The 1,978-nt window shown below is 65.2% G+C and carries 2 protein-coding genes; one reads left to right on the top strand and one right to left on the bottom strand.

Annotation, left to right across the window (positions count from 1 at the left end; all coding sequences use genetic code 11):
* Window positions 1-121 precede the first annotated feature (121 nt).
* Entirely contained in the window at window positions 122-538 is a 417-nt protein-coding gene (gene tnpA / locus G5C65_RS36325; RefSeq protein WP_165303313.1) for an IS200/IS605 family transposase, read from the bottom strand.
* 26 nt (window positions 539-564) lie between these two features.
* Between tnpA and G5C65_RS36330 the strand changes: the two genes are divergently transcribed.
* Window positions 565-1,803, top strand: a complete 1,239-nt coding sequence (locus tag G5C65_RS36330; RefSeq protein ID WP_165303314.1) for an RNA-guided endonuclease InsQ/TnpB family protein — start codon at window positions 565-567, stop codon at window positions 1,801-1,803.
* The last annotated feature ends 175 nt before the right edge of the window (window positions 1,804-1,978 follow it).

Here is a 1,978-nt window from a genome sequence, read left to right on the forward strand (position 1 = left end):
GGCTACCGGGATCATTCGCAGTGCTCCGTCCTTCAGGGCGGGGGTGAAGCGAATCTTCAGCCCGCTCTTACCTCGGCTGTGGGCACGGATCTGCCCTGGTGACCCGCGCCCACGGCGATGGTCAGGCCGGGCGGTTCTGCTGCTCGATGTACTGCCGGACTATCGAGATCGGCGCCCCGCCGACCGATCCGGCGAAGTACGAGCCGGACCACAGTTTGTTGGACCGGTAGTAGTGCTGTACGAGGTCGGGGGACTCCTGGCGCATCCGGCGGGAGCTGACGCCCTTCAAGCTGTTGACCAGCTTTGAGACGGCAACCTTGGGCGGGAAGTTCACGAGCAGATGCGCGTGGTTGGACTCGCCGTTGAACTCGACCAGCTCGGTCTCGAAGTCGGCGCACACGTCCCGCATGATCTCCTCCATGCGCTTCAGGTGCCGGTCGGCGAACACCTTGTGCCGGAACTTCGTCACGAATACCAAGTGCGCATGCATCACGAACGCGCAGTGCCGACCAGCGCGAATCTTCTGATACTCAGCCATAAACCAAGTATAGTAGGGCGATCGGCATGCAGCTTCGTTACAACTACCGGGCCTATCCGAAGCCGGGTCAGCGCATCGCGCTCGCCCGGATCTTCGGCTGTGCCCGCGTGGTCTGGAACGATGCTCTCGCCGTGCAGCGTCCGGTGAAGGAGTCGAACAAGCGGCTCGGGAACCCGAGGCAGCGCCTTCGGCACGGCCCGTATCAGGCGGTGCCGAAGAACCAGCAGCTCGGCAAAGAGTTGGTCACCGAGGCGAAGAAGACCGACGAGCGGTACTGGCTGTCCGACTGTCCGGCCCCGGTGCTCCAGCAGATCCTTCGGGACCTGGACAAGGCGTGGACGGCGCACGAGGACTCCAAGCAGGGCAAGCGGCCCGGACCGTTCGTGCAGCCCCCGCGCATGAAGTCGAAGAAGGACAACCGGCAGGCCGCACGCTTCACCGCGAACTCCCGCTTCAAGGTCCTTCCGGGCCGGGGAGTACGCCTGCCGAAGGTCGGAGACCTGGAGCTGACGTGGACGCGGGATCTTCCCTCCGCCCCGTCCTCGGTGACGGTCATCAAGGACGCATCGGGGCGGTACTTCGTCAGCTTCGTGGTGGACACCGACCCCGGCGAGGAGATCCTGCCGCCGCTCGACAACGACCAGGGCATAGACCTCGGTCTGACGCACTTCGCGATCCTCGCGGACGGCAGCCGGGTCCGGTCCCCTCGCTTCCTGCGCCGGGCCGAGACCAAACTCAAGAGGGAACAGCGCCGCCTCAGCCGTAAGACGAAGGGCAGTAAGAACAGGGAGAAGCAGCGCCTCAAGGTCGCCCGCGCACACGCGCAGGTTGCCGACACGCGCCGGGACTTTCACCACCAGCTTTCGACCAAGCTGATACGCGAAAACCAAGCCATCACGGTCGAAACGCTGTCGGTACGAGCCCTGGCCCGTGGCCTGCACTCCAAGAGTGTGCACGACGCCGGATGGTCCCAGTTCCTCGCGATACTGGAATACAAGGCCACCCGGTACGGGCGCACCTTCACCAAGGTCGAACGGGACTTCCCCAGCTCACAACTGTGCTCCACCTGCGGACACCGCGACGGCCCCAAGCCGCTCCACCTCCGCACCTGGACCTGCCAGGAGCCGACCTGCGGCACCACCCATGACCGGGACTGGAACGCCGCGAAGAACATCCAATACGAGGGCCGCCGTATCAGGCGAGCCCGTCAGACTGCACAACCCACCCCAGAACCTGGGGCCCGAGACCGGCGACGGTCGAGGTAAAAGCCTGCGGAGCGCGGTAAGCCCGGCCTGGTCGGCAATCAGGAGGCACGCGCACAACTCCACCCTGAAAGGGGCGGAAGGAACCAGGAACCCACCCGGAGGGGTGGCCCCGAACCTACCGAGGCCACCCCAGACGGAAAATCCTCGCCCTTCAGGGCGATGGATGGGGGTTAAC

Source organism: Streptomyces boncukensis (assembly GCF_011045075.1).
Lineage (GTDB): Bacteria > Actinomycetota > Actinomycetes > Streptomycetales > Streptomycetaceae > Streptomyces > Streptomyces boncukensis.

Excerpts from the sequence above, each read along its gene's own strand:
- tnpA (WP_165303313.1), bottom strand. The coding sequence starts at position 538 with ATGGCTGAGTATCAGAAGATTCGCGCTGGTCGGCACTGCGCGTTCGTG.
- G5C65_RS36330 (WP_165303314.1), top strand. The coding sequence starts at position 565 with ATGCAGCTTCGTTACAACTACCGGGCCTATCCGAAGCCGGGTCAGCGC.